Raw genomic sequence first — 15774 nt, forward strand, 5'->3', positions numbered from 1 at the left:
AGCCATGAGTGATGAAGCTGGTAAAAAAGTGGAATGGAACGGCGGATCAGTCGCCCTTGATGATTGCGCCGATCTCGCCGCCCTGCGCCCGGATGAAGGCGTAGGAGTTGGCGATTTCCGGTGTGCGCTCCAATGCGTCACGCACGAGGAGCGCCGCGAATTCGCGGTGGCCCGCCTCGATCATGCGTTCCGTATAGGTCACGACCCGATCGAAGTTGGCTTCCGTCGCGCGAGCAGCCAGAGCAGTTGCGATCGCGTAAAGCGTCGACGGCGTCTGGGGGATCATCGCCTTGTCGGGCGTAGCCAGAAGCGCATCGGGATTCGGCAGTTCGCGGTAGATCTGCAGGAAGCTGACAAGCTCCGTTGCAGCGCCCTCGCCCACCGATCCCGCATGCGAGATGTGCTCCAGGTGTTTCGGCACCACGCCCATCGTCTTCGCGACGAATCCCCAACTGCGGGGACTCGGCGTGTTTTCGATATCGCGTGACGTCTTCTGCACCGAGAGCAGGTCCGGACGGAATCGCAGAAACGCGATCAGTTCGGGCGGCACGTTGTTACGCACAGCCCACTTCGTCCAGCCGTCGATCGTCGCTTCCAGCTCGACCACCGTTGCGAAGCGGGAAATGACGGGGTCAAGAATCCCCGTCACGCCCGCGTTATCGGTCCGGCGGTTTGTCGCCGCAAGAAACGTCACGTGCGGCGGCAAGACGTGCTCGCCGATACGGCGGGCAAGCAGCAGTTGCATCTTGGCCGCCTGAACGGCGGGCGAGGCCTGCCCCAGGTCGTCCAGAAACCAGATGAACGGACGTCTGGCCTTCATCGCGCGTTCCAGATCACCGAACGGCAGGAACTTGGCGTTCAAGCCGTCTGGCGCCGGAAACGGCAACCCTTTCGAGTCCGTCGGATCTTCAACGACGGGATGGCTGATGAGCAGTTCGTGATCGGTTGCGTGCGCGACCTGTTCGACGATATCGCTCTTGCCGATACCGGGGCGTCCGGTGATGAGCACCGGCAGACGCTTCGGGACGTACAGCGAGAGCAGTTCGGTCAGTTGTGCGGGCGTAACTTTCATGATGGCTTTCCTGAAAAAGAGAAAGCCCCGAAAGGACTACGCCCGTAGGGACGTGGTCCCTGTGGGGCGATAAAAGAATGCCGACGAGTCGGCGAGGTCGATGCGTCAGTGACGCGGGAGATGACCCAGTGTAGGCAGCGTGGGGACGGCGATAGGCCGGAATCGTCGCTTTTTTGTACCGCCTTAGACGAACGCAAGGCCGGATTGCATAGCGGACAGGCAAAAAAAACCCGGCGCGAGGCCGGGTGTGTTGAAGGGAATGGTGATCAGACGTGACGGGCTACCAGCGACTGGGCAAAGACCGCCGGATGAATCCCTGCGGGCATGCGGGCTGCGTGGTTGCGCACGAGCAGCTCGCGCGCCTCGGGCGTCGCTGCCGCATCCCAATCACGCTGGAACGCCTCGTCGAACCCCGCCAGCGCGAAAATCGCCCGACGACGTGCAGCAGCGCGCACACCGAGCAGCTTGACGCCGAACACCTCGCGCACCGTTTGCTTGGAGACGCGATTTCGCTCATCGGGACAGTCCATCAGGTCCAGCAAAAACCGCAGATCACCGCTGTCGATCGCTTCGGAGATCTCGTTGCCGGATGCAAAAGTCTCGCGGCCGAACTCGAGTTGCGCAATCTGCATCCGCTGGTCGAAGTGACGTTGCGAGATGCGTCCTTCCTCACGCTCCTTGCGCAGCTGCACGACTGCCCTGTCGCGCCGGTGATCTGCCATCCTGCTGCGGTAGACCTCTGCGAACTTCGAGACAGGTTTGCCAAGCGGCTGCGGGCTGGCGTAACGCTCAGGCAGGCTGTACGGCTGCACCAGCCCGTGACGCAACAGCAGGTCATCGACCTCGACATACGTCGGCCTGTTCGGCGCCAGCCGCATGACCATCGCGAGCAGGGCGGCGTTCTGTGACGTGATGCCTCCCTTTTCGCGCGACATGATGCTTGCGAGCACGCGCACCTTGTCAGCAGACATCGCACCGCGCAGTTCCGGCACGGACAGCAGCACCTGGCCCCACGCGACGTCGGTCGAAAACTTCTCCGGCAACTCGCGGTATTCAGCGAGCACCGCTTCGGGGACGGGCAAGCCCTCAGCGAGCGCGTACGCCACGTGCACTTCATGCCGTCCGTTGCGGTCCCGCGTGCGGCCATATTCCGGACCGGCATAACGAAAACCGAACCGGCGCTCGCATTCGGCCTGAAGCAGGTCAAACAGCCCAAGACTTCCCCGCCCGTCCGACGCTGCCTCAATCTGGTCCGACGAGAAGATCAGGCGCGGACTCGACGTGAGGTCGAACGCGTCGTAGAGCAGCTTCCAGTGCGATCGGCGGATCTGCCATGCCGCCTGCGTCACACCGTTCGGCCGGAAGTAGGCGCCATCGATCTCATCGACCATGGACAGGAACACATCGCGCGCCGTGCCGGGACGCCGGACGGTCAGGCTGCCGTTGTAGCGGGTGACGACGACGTGTTGGCCGCCGTGCAGGAGCGCGATGTCTGAGGATTCAACGGAGGAAAGGCGGGAATCGGTTCTGAAGACTGCCAGCACTTCGAGCAGCGTACCGAGGAAGAGAGTCTGCCCAGCGAAGGAAAGTTGATACATGTCGATTGCTCCGGAAAAGGAAGCGGGCAATCGTTCCCTGTCGGGCCGAGTGCCCGCAAAGGGATAAGCGCCTGGAGGCGCGAGAAAGAGAGTCAGGCGACGTCGAGCGCGTGAGCCATAAAGCGCGCGAGGTCCCATGCGTGGTTCGACGTGAAGACCTTTGCTCGCAGCATCGGCATCACCCCAAATCCGCGCCGGTGCGACTGCGCCGTCTCGGTTCGATAGATCCAGTCTATGTTGACGATCCAGCCTTCCGAGCGTCCGATATCGACGGAGATGGCAAGCCGGTTCCATACGCTATCGTCAGGCCATAGTCTTGCCAGACGCGCGCCGCTCGTTTCCTCGTCGGCATCGTCCAGCGTGTTCGCCGGCGAGAGCCACTCGGGTTCAAGCTCGGTACCAGACAACGCCTTGCACAACGCCTTGTAGACATCGCCGACCGTCTTTCCAGTCGTGTCGAGTCGTTCGCGTGGGGGCATGGTGCCCACAGCGCCGGTAACAGAGGGAACATCGTTGGCCGTGGCCAGGTTCAGGGCAACTTGTTGCATTCTGGTTTTCCAAAGAAAAACGCGCCCCGGGAGGCGCGTCAGATGGTCGTATGGACGAAAAAAAAAGCCGCAACCCCCAAGGGTGCGGCTCTACTTCTGCGACGCGGCCAGGCCACGTCGCTAATCACTTGCCCCAATCGCGTTCGCGATCGCGCTTTTCGCCGTTATGGTTTGTCCACATGAGAAAAGCCGCAATGGACACGCCGAGCACCATGGTGAAAATCGTCGCACCCATTTCATTCTCCTTTCATGGCTAGAAGACCACCGTACCACAATAGTACCCCAAGTGCGCCCAAGCCTGCCGCACCTACAACCGTCTGCAGATCGAGCATCGGGGCAGCGTGAACATATCCGACAGCACCGCCGATCGACGCGGCAGACAGCGTGTGCATGTACCGCCCGTTTTGCTGGCGCTGGTCTTTCGACGGATACAGTATCGCGTTCAAGACCTGCCGGATGCCCGGTTTCGCTTCCTCCGGAATCGACACATTGTAAGTACCGTCAGACGCAACGACCGACAAAATCTGGCCGCCGTATTCGAGCCCGAAAGCTGGCGAACACTCGGTTTCATCCATCGCCTTTAGAAGCGCATGCAGGCGCGGCGGCAGTGTGACCTGCCCCGTCGCCGGATCAAGCGTCACGCGTTCCGTGATCGTGGTGCCGCCGGTGTACTCGACTTTGACCTTCGCCAGTTTCATCGCCGCCCTCCAGAAGAGGTGTCGATGCCACCAGCCAGCCTGAGCCCATCGAGAAACGACTGGTAACCGCGTGTCGACTCGATCTGCTCGAGCGGCACGTAGTTCTCGCCACCGCCCGTCTGGTCCGATCTGCCGCGACGTGTGCGGAAGCTCAGCGCTACCTGCTTCTGACACGGCTCATGCAGCACGTCGACGAAAAGCGACTCCGTGCGCAGTGAGACGCGCGTCGGCAGATTGCGGCGCGAGGGTTGGACGACGATCTCGTGTGAGCGAAGACGAAGGTCATGCGCGACACGGCGCAAGACGCGCGTGGCCTGCTGCTGGAGGGCAGCAGAGGCGCCAGCGCCTGCGGACCGGCGATCCGCATAGAACAGTTTTGGAAACTTCATGATGGTGGCCTCAAAGACGAGGCGAGACATCCCCTTGCGGAGGTGTCCCGCAAGGGAAAGAACGCGCGCCATGACGGCGCGCGGCTGGACTAGTGGGTGATCCGGTAGCCGGACCCACTGGAAACGAGATAGACGTGCTCGCCAGGGACGAAACGCTGGTCATCGACCTGCGAAACGACAACGGTCTGACCGTTGGCGCGACGCAGGAAGACCTCGATGCCGCTATGACGCGACATCGCCGCGCTCACGTGTTGCGAGATGAAGCCCGCAGCAGCCCCGGACAGTGCGCCCGAGACATACCGGCCTTTCCCGTTCCCGATGACCTGGGAGCCGAGAAATGCGCTTGCTGCCGCACTGACGATCGACGTCAGCCCCGAGGAGTCGGAACTGGACTCGATCGTGATCTGACGCACGCGCAGGATCGTCGCCTCTTCCATCTGGCCGAGATGCTGCACGTCATAACGCTGATACGTGTTCGGCGAACCGAAATCCGCACTGGCGCACCCGGTCAGGAGTGAGAGAAGAACGACGCTGATGATGAGCTTGAACATGGTGGTTGCCTCAACGAGTTGATGAGCAACCGCCCGTCAGGGTGGTTGCCCTGACGGGAAAGAAATGTTGTTCAGTGAGCAGCGGCGATACGCAGGCGGCCGCCCAACCGGTTCGACGCACCCAACACACGTGCAACGGCGATGAACGCCGCCGCGGCCGGTGTGAGCACGAAGACGAACCAGAAGCCGACGCCTTGCACGAACGCACCTCGCGCATAGCCGTGTCCGGTGACGGACTCGACCATGAACGATGCAAACGACAGCTGGTGCGAAGCGACCTGTGAGAGATACGCATCGAGGCCGGCGATACCAGCAGTATTCAGCAGATCGATCTGATACTGCTGTTCAAGCAGGCAGCCGAAGATGACCAGCGCACAACCGGTTGCAGCAAGCGCAGCCACGAAAACGGCGGGGACGTTGAAACGGTTAGACATTGAGATGACTCCAGCGGAGCGGGAGCCAGTTCCCGTTGGGATGGCTCCCTACGGGATTGAATGAGCTTCAGGTGAGAGACACCTGAAGCATGTAGGCATGGATTACGACGGCAGACGCGTGAGGTAATGCAGATCGACCCGACCGCTCTTGACGAGCTCGCGCTCGGCGTCGAACGGGATATCAAAGTCGAATTTCACGGTAGCCGTTCCATCACTCCACAGATACAGAATGGTGGCCTCGAACTGTCTGATCGGGAGCGTTGCGACAGCTTGCGCGGAAACACGCTGCTTTTCGCAAAACCCCCACTTCTCAGAAATCCTCGACGGATTTTCTGAGAGTGCCAGACGGCGGGCCAACTCTTGGGAAACGATAGCTTTCTGCAGCATGGTGCGGCTCCTTTAAAAGGGAGCCGGTCCCAGAGGGAGGTGGCTCCCAGATGGGTACATGTAATCGGACGGACGTGAAGTCCGTCTTCTAGCGCAAAAGCACGATGGGAAAACCCATCGGTTAAAGAAAAGGGCCGACGCGAACGTCAGCCCTTTCGATAAACCATTCAACGAGTGAATGGCTGGAGAGAAAAAAATGGACGGTCCTCTGGAGGATCGTCTGGAGGTCGATGCGCAGTAGCGCAGGGAATGAAAGCAGTTTATCGGCGCCGGGCCTCTGTCACACCCACAATGCTTCGGTTTTCAGCCCCTCTCTCACCGGCAACGATAACAACGGCCAAAAAAATGCCAGCCCGTAGGCTGGCAAAAGAGTTCGTTTTTTCCGAGGGTGGTCATTACGAACTTGAGAGAGATTCCATTCTAACGACGGCCCGGAGCGCCAATCCCTCGAAAAGACGCCTCATTAGGGCTCGATTCGTGTCTAACCGGGTCGCCTACGACGACGCCTTGACTTTGCGCTGTAGCTGCGAAGATGAATCAACACCCTTCTTCGGTTACGCGCCATGTCCCTGCAGATTATTGACCTTTCGTCCCTCCGCGAACGTCTGAACGTTCCCGCGACGCTCGTCTCGCGCACCGTCGCCAGCACCCCAGAGGTGAACGCCCTTCTGGATACCGATGCGGTGGTCGCAATCGGTGTGAGCGGCGGAAAGGACAGCGTAGCCTGCGCACTGGCCGTTGCACGTTATCTCGACCTGATCGGACACACAGGCCCACGCGTCCTCGTTCATGCCGACCTCGGCCGTGTGGAGTGGAAAGACAGCGCGCCGACTTGCGAACGGTTGGCCGCGCACCTTGGCTGGGAACTATTGACGGTACGACGCCAGGCGGGCGACATGCTCGCGCGCTGGCAGAAGCGCTGGGAGAACAACCTCTCGCGCTACAGAGAACTATCGTGCGTGCGGCTGATCCTGCCGTGGAGCACGCCGTCTCTCAGATTCTGCACCTCGGAATTGAAGACGGCGGTCATCACCAGCGCGCTCAAGAAACGCTACCCGGGCCACGACATCGTCAACGTCACCGGCGTTCGACGTCAGGAAAGCTCTGCGCGAAGCAAGATGCCTGTTGCAGCACCCCTCGCCGCGTTGACCCGTCGCGGCAAACAGGGCATCACATGGAACGCGATTATCGAGTGGCCGGTAGAGAACGTCTTGCAGGAAATCGCTGATGCCGGTCTGGCGCTGCATGAGGCGTACACCCGCTACGGCGCGTCGCGCGTCTCGTGCGCCTTCTGCATCATGAGTTCGCTCGACGACCTCCGAGCGGCCGCCGGCTGCGCAGACAACCACGATCTGTACCGTGAAATGGTGGCGATCGAGGCAGCATCGACCTTCGCGTTTCAGGGCCAGCGATGGCTCGCTGACGTCGCGCCCCATCTCCTTCCGGCATCGCTTCAGGCCGCCGTGGACCGGGCCAAGCTGGCGGCTGCCGCGCGAGTTGCTGTTGAAGCCGAGATACCGGCTCATCTTCTTTACACCGCAGGATGGCCCACCCAGCTCCCGACCCCGGAAGAGGCCGCGTTGATAGCAAGCGTGCGCTCCCGCGTTGCCGCGCTCGTCGGCATAGAAGTCGATTACACGACAGCCGAGGCGGTGGTCGCGCGCTACGAGGCATTGCTCGCCGCTCGGGCGACTGCTGACGCTACGCAGAGCGAGTCCAAAGCCCCAGTCCAGGAGGCCTTCGCTTTTTGAATACCGTGCGGCTGTATCCGCCTTCCCCTTTTTCCATCCCTCCAACTGAAAAGGCATCTCCCATGCGCAACGACGCTACATCTTCGATCATCGTCCTGTTTGTTCTCGCCATCCTCGGTGGTCTGTTCTGGATCTCGCGCTCTCTCGGAGCCAGCTTCTCGTCCGTGTGCACCGCGGCGGTACCGATCCTGTTCTCGGCGGTGATTCTTTTAGCAGCGTGGCGGTTTCTGGACGACTTCGCGCTGCCCCTCATCGCATGCTTCTTCGTCGTCGCCTGGCCGTCGATCTGGCCGGTGCTCGACAGCATCGCTAGCGGCGGTCGCGACACAGACGACTACTTCCGGCCGATGGGCGATCCGCTCATCAACAGCGACTGGTTGAAATGGGGTCTCGAAGCGCTTTTCGTTGGTCTGCTTGCGACTGCCATCTACGCGCGTCTCCGCCGCCGCTACCGGTAAAAAAAAAGCGCCGCCCCTTTGTCGGGAGCGGCGCTTGTCGTCAAAAAATCAATCCAGTTCGAGGATCAGTTGGGCAAGGTCCGTGGCAGTCGCATCGTCGACCTGCTGCGCCGCAGCCGTGTCTTGAGGCAACATCCACGTCACCTGCTGGCTGCGCAGGTTGCACAGCTTGTACATGGCAGAACCGCGCGGCTCGGCAGGCACATCGCCAAACCGGAAGCTGAACCGGTCGGGCGCACGTCCCGCGCCGTCAGCAAGGCCGAGATAATCCGCCACTTCGTCGGCAGCGCGCCCGCAATAGTCCTCAAGACCCTCGGGCATGCGCGTGACTTCAATGACTGTCGCCGCTGGCAACTGGCCAGCGTTTCTCATCAGATCACGGTACACGGGAATCGCAGCCTTCGCGAAACCAGGCGCTTCCATCTCAATTGGATAGGCAATGTCCGTGATGAAGCTACCGATCGCCGAATACTGCCAGCCCGCGTTTTCCCACGGTTTCCCGTCGAACGACACCAGCCGGTTCTCCTCATCGATCTTGTAGCACCGTACCGATGGCATCCGCTCCAACGCCGACGGATCGCGAGCCGGCAGCCCGAGGTCAGCGTCGACGGGCACACTTGAACAGTCATGCTCTCGCAGAATCCGCCATGCGCTGAGCGCGCCGGTCTCGCCGTATATGGCCGCGAGTAACGCCGCATCGCCGTGCAACGACACTTCCGCCTGCCCGCCTGCCACTTCCTCCACGCGGCCAGCCAGTCCCGCAGCGCTCAGGCTGCTGCGAACATCATCGAGCGCCGCTTCAGGGATCGCCGCCCGGAAGGACGTGGAAACGTCAAGCCGGATTTTCTGGTCCGGAAGCCGGAAAGGCTTCGCGAGCAACGACTTCCAGGTTGCCACGTAGTTTTCCGGCTTGATGTAGCCGGCGCGGCTTTGCAGCATGCCACCTTCACACGACGAGGCGTGGCTGAATACCCTTCTCATCACTTCGGCATATCGCCCGAAGGCAATCGCAGACCATTGATCAATGTGCGGATAGCAGTTTTTCTCGTACGTCCGCTCGAACAACGCGAACATCCATTCGCCATCCGCCGTCTGGAATGCTCCGGCCTTTTTGCCAGTCAGTACAGTTGCACCCATTTGAAGCTCCGATATGTAGATGCGGAGCAGCCCCCAACGGGCTGCGAACCCGCTGAGGGAAAAAGAAAAAGCCGCCCCGAAGGGCGGCAGGCAAATCGCCTCTTACGACCGGGAGGTCCGAGGCATCAGGGCAGACGTGACCAGATGCCTGACGCACAGCAGAACGACGCCGTACATCACGAACGTCAGCAAGCCGGCGAGCCAGCCTCGACCGCCGAAACCCGCCAGCGCGCCGCAAATGAAACAGACCTTCACTGCAACACCGGCCAACAGCCAGTCTGCAAGGCGCCGCCCATGCGAAACGACGGCATCAAGAAACGCATTGCGGCGTCGCTCAGTCGCAATCGACGCCGCGAACAGCAACGCTGCGACTACAAGCACGATGAGCAGCCGCCTCCCGACTGCAGGGCTGACGGCTTCTTCGTGATGAAGGACGGCCCGCGCGAGCGACTGAAGCACCGGCACGACCGCGTAGTGGTTGGCCGCATACGAAACAGCAGCGCCAGCCACCGCGGACTGGGCCCAGCGAATGAACATCTTGCCGACCGGGGTCGACGGTTTTTGTTGTGTCATTGAGACACCTCCAGGTTGAGACAGGGAATTCGATGCCCCGCCGAAGCGGGGACATCAGAGACGTATAGCGTCGCGCCCTGAACGGGTACGACTCAGACGGAGACCTTGGCCTTCGCAGGCTTTCTGGTCTTTTTCACGGGTGGCTTTGGCGCGTCATAGCCAAAGCGCGCCCATGCCGCCGGATCGATCGGAATCGGATTTGTTCGCCCCGTTGCGAGGTTCACGAATACGCCCGAGAAGTTGAGGCCACCATTGCGAAACAGTGACCACAACAGGTTGAACGCCTGCACCGATATCGCCTGATTGATGACCAGCGACTGCTTGCGCAGTGCATCGGCCATCGAACAGGACGGCGCATCGTCGCCCTTGTCATTCTTCGGGTTCAGCAGGTCCGGAAACAGATCGCCCACATGGGGCAACCTGTCATGTCGTGCCTTGCCGAACTCGCCGAGAATCACCTGGCCACGATCCGTCTCGTTGCCGCAGTCGAGGTAATAGCGAACGTTGCCGCGCTTCGCTGCCTGCGCGATCGCGTGACGCGCACGCCGCGAATCGACGCAGCCGATCACCATGTCCCCGTACAGATTCAGCTTCGAATCGACGCGGCGCGGCTCGGCCTTCCAGTTCGTGCCCATCAGCAGGTTCAGGCGATTCACCAGCAACGTCGCCTTGTACTGGCCGACGTCGTTTGGATAAAAGCCCTGTCTGCCGACGTTGAACTCGCTGACCGTATCGTCGTCGTACACCACGCATTCGATTCCGCCCGGGTGTCCGAGCTCGATCATTGCGTGATGCAGCCGCGCGAGTGAGGGAAGCAAGGCGCTGCCGGTACCGCCAGCGCCCACAACCACCACCTTCCACGGCCCGCTCAGCATATGCGGCGGTGTCGTATGTAAAAGCGTCATACGACCTCCGCAGCCAACGTAGCCAGCACAGCCTTCCAGCGCTCCGGTACGGCCCGCTGGACCTCGAAGCGGCCCTTCGCGCATAACCGCAGCGCAACGGACGGAACCTGATGGCACTGACCCAGCACCAGCGCCAGCTTCACATCGTGCTGATCGTCGCGATCATCGGTCGATGAGAAGTACGCCCTGCCGGGACCATGCGAATGACAGTCAACCACCAGCCATTCGCCAGCTTCCAGCTCCGGTCGCTCGTAGTGCAGGTGCGCCGGGCTGTGCGACAACGAAGGAAGCGGCACCAGCCGGAACGCGCCTGTCGACGCATTCCAGGTGATCCACGCCCCGACCTCGTTGGGCAACGCTGCGCGAGCAATACGGGCGAAACCGGCCACCAGATCGGCCGGCACGGCGCCGCAGCGGACTTCCGTTGCATCGGCCGCCTCGCCATACGGTACAGGCGTGCACCAGCTGAAGGACCCCAGCCGCCGCACGAGTCGGATCCACGGGCGGTTGATTTCGACGAATACACCATTGGATGCAATCAGCAGCCGCTCGCCCGGTGCAGACATCGGGACGACCGGCTCGCGCGTCGGCACCATTACTGACGGAAACGAGCCCTGTAGCACCTGATCGACTGGATTCATTCCTGGCCTCCAATCTCTCCGGCGACCAGCTTGCCCGCCGTGGCGTCTTTCATCGGCACCAGCACATCGAGCGGAAACGCCTCGAAGTTGCCATCCAGCATGTCTTTCCAGAACGCGTAGAAACCGTTCTTGTACTCGACCCGCTTGCTACCGTGATTCGGGTGCGTGAACGCGGACGCGAAGAATGCTTCTTCCCATCCTGGGATCGCCCGCACTTCGATGCGACGCGGCACCTTGGCCGATCCAATGCAGATCTTGCCCCGGTCCCACGTGTTGAAGTACGGAGGCTCAAAAAGCGCCGTCGATGGTTCCGGTCTGCCGTCGCCTTTCAGCGCGAAGACCCGGAAGCCGTTCGTACTGGCCTGAAACACCAGCCCCGGATGTGGCACCACCGCACTGCGCTCGCCAAGCTCCTCGCACTTGAAAAACACGCGTCGGAGCGCCGGCGGGCACCACCACGTCACTGCGGCCGATGTGATACCGAGCACCGTGGCCGGAAGGAAATCAGCCTTGGGCGCCGCATTGCGATCCAGTTGCGCGAGGGCCACGACGAGTGCCTTGCGATCCAGCGGCCGGCCTGCACCAATAATCGGGCGTCCCGTCCTGGGCTCTGCCACGACCGGATGCGCCGTTGCATAGTGCGCGCCGTTCGGACCGGTATAGAGCAACAGGGCCGATGACAGCGTCACGTCGTGACCCGTCTGGCCAATTGAAACATCATTCATGGAAACTCCTAGTTAGGGTCCACCACCAGCGCCATCAGGCGATCGAGGTGATGGAGCATGCGAAGACCGAGCCTCCATTGCGCGTACTGCTCGCGGATGCCCCGTCGTGTGTCGGAAAAGGAAATGAACCGGCTGTACTCGGACGACTCACCCGCCGAGAACGCGTTGTTCATGTGGTCGTCTAGCAGTTCGCCGGTCCGCTCGTTGTGAGCGAGGACGAACGTGCAACCCGAATAGATGGGCTGCGCGTCATAGCCGTCAGCCAGGCAGTCGGACTTGCCAGCCTTGCGTAACAGCTGCTTCAGGACGAGCAGTTGGTCACAGACCCTCGCGACCATGCCCGTTGAAGCCGTCCGTAACAGCCGCAGTTCGTTATCTGAAAGGACCGAGGAGCGAACGCGTCGCCCCTTGATCTTCCCCGGATCGCGGATTTCGTCGGGACAAAGCAGCGGCCGCAGCTCGGACGGGAGATAACGATCAATTACATCCCCATCCTCGCCATAGAACTCCTTCAGCCACTCACGCACGCCTTCGTCAGTCGCGCTCTCGTCCCCCTCCCAGTGCAAGCAGGACGCTTCGCACAGGAACCAGCCAGGGGTACGGATCAGGACTGTCTTACCGGATACGCGATCAACGATATTGAAAATCGTGTGCAGCAAAAGCGGATGGGCACGGCGCAGCGGTTCTGCGAAGGCTCCCACCTCGTGCACCCACTCGTCCATGCACTTCACGCCCAGATGCAACGGCGTGCGGGGCTTGAAATCATCGTTGTCGTACTGATGATGAATTGCATCCATCACCGCATTCGTGTCGCAAAGCTCAAGTCGAAACGACAGGAAGCGGAGCGGTGCCGGCAACTGCCGGCGCACCCATGCAAAGAATGCCTGCTGGAAAGCGTCGACCGGACTGACCGGCGCTTCCACGTCGGCCGCGAGAAGCGGACCGTGCCGGAACTGCTCGAGCACGATCGCATCAAGCGATGCGTCGTCGCGCCATTTGACCGAGGCACGCGCGGGCACCTCCTCAGAAACATCCGGCAGCGTCAGAACACAATCGGCAGGTCGATAATGGGCAACGGCAACGACTGGCGGTTGCCAGGACGTACCGACGCCTGCATCGACCGCTCTATCAGTGAATGAAGGATCGAACAGCATTGGCGAACCTCGTCGTCATATAAAAAAACCGCCCTCTCGGGCGGTTCCTGATTGAACCCGTTGGCCGGGTCGGCAAGCGCCTTGAGCAGCGTCTGCTTACGCATACGAACCCTTGGCGCCCGCTGCGCGGACAAACTTGTAGGTCGCGACATCGCCCGAGATCTCGGGCCCATCGACGGACGCTGTCGTCAACTCGGGGTACTGCGCCGAGTAGAGATCGCGAACGTCTTCGGGCGAGAACGCCGGGCCTGGATCGGCAAATGCAACGCCGTTGTAAGAGAACTGGCGAACGAGAGCGGTAATCGAAATAGACATGACCGTGCCCCCTTAAAAAAGCGAAGCGAGGTCGGTGCCGCTCGAAACAGGCTCAGTAGCCGCCGGAGCGTCCTCTTTGCCTTCGTTGCCGACGGCCGGTGCATCCGACGCCGTCGATTCACTGTCGTCATCATCAACGTCCCCATCTGGGGTGGCTTTGACAGAGGCTGGTGTACTTCTGCCAGCCTTGCCCGAAAGAGCTTTGGTCGCTTTCGTGACCTGCGCTTTCTGGGCCTCACCGAGGATCGCCGTTGTCGCAGCCACCTGTTCGGCCAGCGACGCATGAGCGCCGGTGTACGTCGCCAGATGCTCGGCAAAGCCAGCATCCAGCTCCGCAGCCGTCGCGGTCATGACGAGCGGCTGACGCAACGCCGTGTCTTTCGCCTCGCCTTCCGGCAAGACGACCACGACCATCGCATCGCCCTTCATCTTCAGCGCCAGCTTCAGGCCACCACACGACTTCAACAGCGGTTCAAGTTCAACGAACATAAAGACTCCACAAATAAAAAAGGACCGCCCGTGGGCAGTCCATAAGAGAAATGAAGCGGGCACTGTCTGTCCGCTTCGGTCGATGCGCCAGAGGCGCGTTAATACTTCAGAACCTTTGGAATCTTTCCGGTGTAGTCGAAGCCCTTGACGTTGAGCAGCGCATCGATGACTTCCGCCTTCGATTTGCTGAACACCTTCTTGAACTCGTCGCCGAGCGCGGCACGGATGCCTAGCTCGTCGGCCACCACCATCATTTCCGATTTCGTGATCAACTCCAGAAACTCTTTGCAGAGCTTCCAGTGCTGGTTGAGGTCGAGTCGATGATGACGGCACAGACTGGTCAGATGGTGAACGTCCAGACCCTGGATCGCCGCAACCGTGACGCCGGTGAGAGCAAGCGCAAGCTTCGACTCATCGGCGGCGGCCACAGACGTCGCAGCCTTCGCCACGTCCGACACCGCAATCTTTTCATCGGTCAGCTTTTCCCAGATGCCCTTCAACGTCGAGTCGTCGACGCAGCGGGCCTGTCCGGCGAGAGCTATCGAGACAAGGTATCGCTGGGCCAACCCGGCATTCTGGCCAACCTCACGACGCAGGGCTTTACGCCACAGCGCCACGCGATACGTCTTGATGCGGTCCGATTCGGCAACGACTGTCGCCGGCGGATTGCTCGTCGTCGACGGGGCGGCGCCGGAGGCCTTTGAGGCAGGCTTCGCTGAACCCGTTCCGCTGTCCTTCGCTTCAGGCTTCGGCTCGGCAGCAGCTTTTTCAGCCTGCAGGCGCTTCGCAACCATCTTCATGTTGCAGACGGTATCGAAGCACTGGCCCTTGTAGACCTTGCCGATCGAGTCAGGCAGGCCGCTCACCGCGGCGCCGTAGTTCTGGCACGCGTGGCAGGCTTTCGCCTGCTCTTCGCCGACGCCCTTTGGCCCCTCCACAGCAAGCTGTATCCGGGTGTGGTTGTCGCCCGCGCGCACGATGCGCACGACGGGGAAATCATCGCGAAGATTAGCGGCGACCGCCTCAAGCTGTTTCTCCGTTTTCTCGTTGAAACAGGTGCGGTTCGTACAGTTGCCCGTGGCGATGGATTCGCCAAACATCTCGCCCTGCGTGGACGAATTGTGAGCACAGTTCGCGCAGTCGGTCTTGTCGAAGATTGCGGCGGACAACGAACAGGCAACCTGTTCGATCGTCTTCTTTAATTCGGGGACCGGCTTGCTTTCCTTGATGATGACGGGCAGCAGCTTGTCCTGCGTCTCTTTCGGAAGCGCGGCCAGCAGCTCCGCGTGACCCAGAAGGATCTGGCGGGTGTTGAGCGCTTCGAGAACGGAAGCGCTGCAGTTCATCAGTGCGAGGCGCTTGTCGAGCGTGGCGCGCGACCATCCGAAGATGCGCGCGACCTCGTCGCGATCGCCCTTGCACAGGCCGACCTGCTCGGCTGCGGCTATGGCTTCCTCAGCGGGCGACATATCCGCGCGCTGGATGTTTTCGATGATCGCAAGCTGTTTGGCTTCGACTTCATCGATCTCCTTGACGACGACGGGTATCTGGTAATCCTCGCCATGCGCCGTCATGGCCGCTCTGTATCTGCGGCCACCAGCGACGAGAGCGAACCCGCCATCGGCGAGCGTGCGAACGATGACAGGCTGGATGACGCCCTTTTCGCGGACCGAAGCCGTCAGCTCTTCCATTTCCGCCGCGTCGAAGTACGTGCGGGGATTGGCAGCGATGGTGATCTGTTTGAGGGCAAGAGTAGGTTGCTGTTGCATTGCGGGTCTCCGGGGAGGGAACCCAGCCCCGCCGGGAGTGAGTTCCCGAAGGGTTGAACAACAATAGACCGGCCTAAGCCGGCGAGTCGATGCGTCAGGGACGCGGGTGATAACGCAAAGATACCGCCGTGCACAGCGCCAACGGCGCGCAAAGCTCGCGTAAACGCCGTGCCTTTCGCG

19 protein-coding genes are annotated in these 15774 nt (G+C 61.3%); 2 read left to right on the plus strand and 17 right to left on the minus strand.

Features of this window, described 5'->3' with window-relative positions:
- Window positions 1-46: 46 nt before the first annotated feature.
- The 8 genes from H3V53_RS15125 to H3V53_RS15160 all read right to left on the minus strand — a co-directional run bounded on the left by H3V53_RS15125 (window position 47) and on the right by H3V53_RS15160 (window position 5677).
- Window positions 47-1072, minus strand: coding sequence for a P-loop NTPase family protein (locus H3V53_RS15125; protein ID WP_336598614.1), 1026 nt, complete (start codon window positions 1070-1072; stop codon window positions 47-49).
- A 266-nt stretch (window positions 1073-1338) separates the two neighbouring features.
- Window positions 1339-2670 carry a hypothetical protein gene (locus tag H3V53_RS15130; protein WP_336598615.1) on the minus strand — a complete coding sequence of 444 codons (1332 nt, stop codon included), beginning with the start codon at window positions 2668-2670 and terminating at the stop codon, window positions 1339-1341.
- A gap of 92 nt (window positions 2671-2762) precedes the next feature.
- On the minus strand, window positions 2763-3218 hold the full coding sequence (locus tag H3V53_RS15135) for a hypothetical protein (RefSeq protein ID WP_336598616.1): 456 nt from the start codon (window positions 3216-3218) through the stop codon (window positions 2763-2765).
- Between the two features lie 236 nt (window positions 3219-3454).
- The gene (locus tag H3V53_RS15140; RefSeq protein ID WP_336598617.1) at window positions 3455-3916 is read right to left on the minus strand and encodes a hypothetical protein; all 462 of its coding nucleotides are present in this window, start codon (window positions 3914-3916) and stop codon (window positions 3455-3457) included.
- Window positions 3913-4305, minus strand: coding sequence for a hypothetical protein (locus tag H3V53_RS15145; protein ID WP_336598618.1), 393 nt, complete (start codon window positions 4303-4305; stop codon window positions 3913-3915). Before H3V53_RS15145 ends, H3V53_RS15140 begins: the two co-directional genes overlap by 4 nt.
- 89 nt (window positions 4306-4394) lie before the next feature.
- Window positions 4395-4856 (minus strand): hypothetical protein, encoded by a 462-nt coding sequence (locus H3V53_RS15150; protein WP_336598619.1) that lies wholly within the window; start codon window positions 4854-4856, stop codon window positions 4395-4397.
- Window positions 4857-4927: 71 nt separating this feature from the next.
- Window positions 4928-5290: a hypothetical protein gene (locus H3V53_RS15155; protein ID WP_336598620.1), complete on the minus strand. Its 363-nt coding sequence runs from the start codon at window positions 5288-5290 to the stop codon at window positions 4928-4930.
- A 102-nt stretch (window positions 5291-5392) separates the two neighbouring features.
- Entirely contained in the window at window positions 5393-5677 is a 285-nt protein-coding gene (locus H3V53_RS15160; RefSeq protein WP_336598621.1) for a hypothetical protein, read from the minus strand.
- 563 nt (window positions 5678-6240) lie between these two features.
- Between H3V53_RS15160 and H3V53_RS15165 the strand changes: the two genes are divergently transcribed.
- On the plus strand, window positions 6241-7428 hold the full coding sequence (locus H3V53_RS15165; RefSeq protein WP_336598622.1) for a phosphoadenosine phosphosulfate reductase family protein: 1188 nt from the start codon (window positions 6241-6243) through the stop codon (window positions 7426-7428).
- Between the two features lie 62 nt (window positions 7429-7490).
- Window positions 7491-7886 carry a hypothetical protein gene (locus H3V53_RS15170; RefSeq protein ID WP_336598623.1) on the plus strand — a complete coding sequence of 132 codons (396 nt, stop codon included), beginning with the start codon at window positions 7491-7493 and terminating at the stop codon, window positions 7884-7886.
- Window positions 7887-7934: 48 nt separating this feature from the next.
- Here the strand turns inward: H3V53_RS15170 and H3V53_RS15175 are convergent, their stop codons facing one another.
- The 9 genes from H3V53_RS15175 to H3V53_RS15215 all read right to left on the minus strand — a co-directional run bounded on the left by H3V53_RS15175 (window position 7935) and on the right by H3V53_RS15215 (window position 15594).
- On the minus strand, window positions 7935-9023 hold the full coding sequence (locus H3V53_RS15175) for a hypothetical protein (RefSeq protein ID WP_336598624.1): 1089 nt from the start codon (window positions 9021-9023) through the stop codon (window positions 7935-7937).
- A gap of 102 nt (window positions 9024-9125) precedes the next feature.
- Complete coding sequence (locus H3V53_RS15180) at window positions 9126-9596, minus strand: hypothetical protein (RefSeq protein WP_336598625.1); 471 nt, start codon at window positions 9594-9596, stop codon at window positions 9126-9128.
- 92 nt (window positions 9597-9688) lie between these two features.
- On the minus strand, window positions 9689-10501 hold the full coding sequence (locus H3V53_RS15185; protein ID WP_336598626.1) for a PRTRC system ThiF family protein: 813 nt from the start codon (window positions 10499-10501) through the stop codon (window positions 9689-9691).
- Window positions 10498-11142 carry a PRTRC system protein A gene (locus H3V53_RS15190; protein WP_336598627.1) on the minus strand — a complete coding sequence of 215 codons (645 nt, stop codon included), beginning with the start codon at window positions 11140-11142 and terminating at the stop codon, window positions 10498-10500. Before H3V53_RS15190 ends, H3V53_RS15185 begins: the two co-directional genes overlap by 4 nt.
- Window positions 11139-11867, minus strand: coding sequence for a PRTRC system protein B (locus tag H3V53_RS15195; protein WP_336598628.1), 729 nt, complete (start codon window positions 11865-11867; stop codon window positions 11139-11141). The genes H3V53_RS15190 and H3V53_RS15195 overlap by 4 nt, the downstream gene beginning before the upstream one ends.
- Before the next feature lie 8 nt (window positions 11868-11875).
- Window positions 11876-13021: a PRTRC system protein F gene (locus tag H3V53_RS15200; protein ID WP_336598629.1), complete on the minus strand. Its 1146-nt coding sequence runs from the start codon at window positions 13019-13021 to the stop codon at window positions 11876-11878.
- 96 nt (window positions 13022-13117) lie between these two features.
- Window positions 13118-13336: a PRTRC system protein C gene (locus H3V53_RS15205; protein ID WP_028366978.1), complete on the minus strand. Its 219-nt coding sequence runs from the start codon at window positions 13334-13336 to the stop codon at window positions 13118-13120.
- A 12-nt stretch (window positions 13337-13348) separates the two neighbouring features.
- Window positions 13349-13825: a PRTRC system protein E gene (locus H3V53_RS15210; protein ID WP_336598630.1), complete on the minus strand. Its 477-nt coding sequence runs from the start codon at window positions 13823-13825 to the stop codon at window positions 13349-13351.
- A gap of 98 nt (window positions 13826-13923) precedes the next feature.
- Window positions 13924-15594 (minus strand): PRTRC system ParB family protein, encoded by a 1671-nt coding sequence (locus tag H3V53_RS15215; protein WP_336598677.1) that lies wholly within the window; start codon window positions 15592-15594, stop codon window positions 13924-13926.
- Window positions 15595-15774 lie beyond the last annotated feature (180 nt).

This window comes from Paraburkholderia bengalensis, assembly GCF_037126505.1.
Classification (GTDB): Bacteria; Pseudomonadota; Gammaproteobacteria; order Burkholderiales; family Burkholderiaceae; genus Paraburkholderia; species Paraburkholderia bengalensis.

Bases quoted from the DNA above. Each gene is read 5' to 3' on its own strand.
- H3V53_RS15125 (WP_336598614.1), bottom strand. From the start codon at position 1,072: ATGAAAGTTACGCCCGCACAACTGACCGAACTGCTCTCGCTGTACGTC.
- H3V53_RS15130 (WP_336598615.1), bottom strand. From the start codon at position 2,670: ATGTATCAACTTTCCTTCGCTGGGCAGACTCTCTTCCTCGGTACGCTG.
- H3V53_RS15135 (WP_336598616.1), bottom strand. From the start codon at position 3,218: ATGCAACAAGTTGCCCTGAACCTGGCCACGGCCAACGATGTTCCCTCT.
- H3V53_RS15140 (WP_336598617.1), bottom strand. From the start codon at position 3,916: ATGAAACTGGCGAAGGTCAAAGTCGAGTACACCGGCGGCACCACGATC.
- H3V53_RS15145 (WP_336598618.1), bottom strand. From the start codon at position 4,305: ATGAAGTTTCCAAAACTGTTCTATGCGGATCGCCGGTCCGCAGGCGCT.
- H3V53_RS15150 (WP_336598619.1), bottom strand. From the start codon at position 4,856: ATGTTCAAGCTCATCATCAGCGTCGTTCTTCTCTCACTCCTGACCGGG.
- H3V53_RS15155 (WP_336598620.1), bottom strand. From the start codon at position 5,290: ATGTCTAACCGTTTCAACGTCCCCGCCGTTTTCGTGGCTGCGCTTGCT.
- H3V53_RS15160 (WP_336598621.1), bottom strand. From the start codon at position 5,677: ATGCTGCAGAAAGCTATCGTTTCCCAAGAGTTGGCCCGCCGTCTGGCA.
- H3V53_RS15165 (WP_336598622.1), top strand. From the start codon at position 6,241: ATGTCCCTGCAGATTATTGACCTTTCGTCCCTCCGCGAACGTCTGAAC.
- H3V53_RS15170 (WP_336598623.1), top strand. From the start codon at position 7,491: ATGCGCAACGACGCTACATCTTCGATCATCGTCCTGTTTGTTCTCGCC.
- H3V53_RS15175 (WP_336598624.1), bottom strand. From the start codon at position 9,023: ATGGGTGCAACTGTACTGACTGGCAAAAAGGCCGGAGCATTCCAGACG.
- H3V53_RS15180 (WP_336598625.1), bottom strand. From the start codon at position 9,596: ATGACACAACAAAAACCGTCGACCCCGGTCGGCAAGATGTTCATTCGC.
- H3V53_RS15185 (WP_336598626.1), bottom strand. From the start codon at position 10,501: ATGACGCTTTTACATACGACACCGCCGCATATGCTGAGCGGGCCGTGG.
- H3V53_RS15190 (WP_336598627.1), bottom strand. From the start codon at position 11,142: ATGAATCCAGTCGATCAGGTGCTACAGGGCTCGTTTCCGTCAGTAATG.
- H3V53_RS15195 (WP_336598628.1), bottom strand. From the start codon at position 11,867: ATGAATGATGTTTCAATTGGCCAGACGGGTCACGACGTGACGCTGTCA.
- H3V53_RS15200 (WP_336598629.1), bottom strand. From the start codon at position 13,021: ATGCTGTTCGATCCTTCATTCACTGATAGAGCGGTCGATGCAGGCGTC.
- H3V53_RS15205 (WP_028366978.1), bottom strand. From the start codon at position 13,336: ATGTCTATTTCGATTACCGCTCTCGTTCGCCAGTTCTCTTACAACGGC.
- H3V53_RS15210 (WP_336598630.1), bottom strand. From the start codon at position 13,825: ATGTTCGTTGAACTTGAACCGCTGTTGAAGTCGTGTGGTGGCCTGAAG.
- H3V53_RS15215 (WP_336598677.1), bottom strand. From the start codon at position 15,594: ATGCAACAGCAACCTACTCTTGCCCTCAAACAGATCACCATCGCTGCC.